The 203-nt window shown below is 50.2% G+C and carries 1 tRNA gene; it reads right to left on the bottom strand.

The window, feature by feature from the left end:
- Positions 1–2: 2 nt before the first annotated feature.
- Positions 3–77: transfer RNA gene (locus tag HMPREF3178_RS03840), tRNA-Gln, on the bottom strand.
- Positions 78–203: the final 126 nt, after the last annotated feature.

The raw sequence follows: 203 nt of genomic DNA, 5'->3' as shown, positions 1-203 counted from the left end.
ATTGGCTGGGGTACGAGGATTCGAACCTCGGAATGCCGGAATCAGAATCCGGTGCCTTACCGCTTGGCGATACCCCAATTTTATTTTGGCTATCTTGTGCTGAAGTCAGACTTAATCACAGCCTGGAGAGACTTCAACAAGCGCTCCTCTGAAGCGAGCGTCTTTTGAAATTGGCTGGGGTACGAGGATTCGAACCTCGGAAT

This window comes from Klebsiella sp. HMSC09D12 (assembly GCF_001808475.1).
Lineage (GTDB): Bacteria > Pseudomonadota > Gammaproteobacteria > Enterobacterales > Enterobacteriaceae > Klebsiella > Klebsiella oxytoca.
This window is presented reverse-complemented; position numbering and strand designations above follow the sequence as displayed.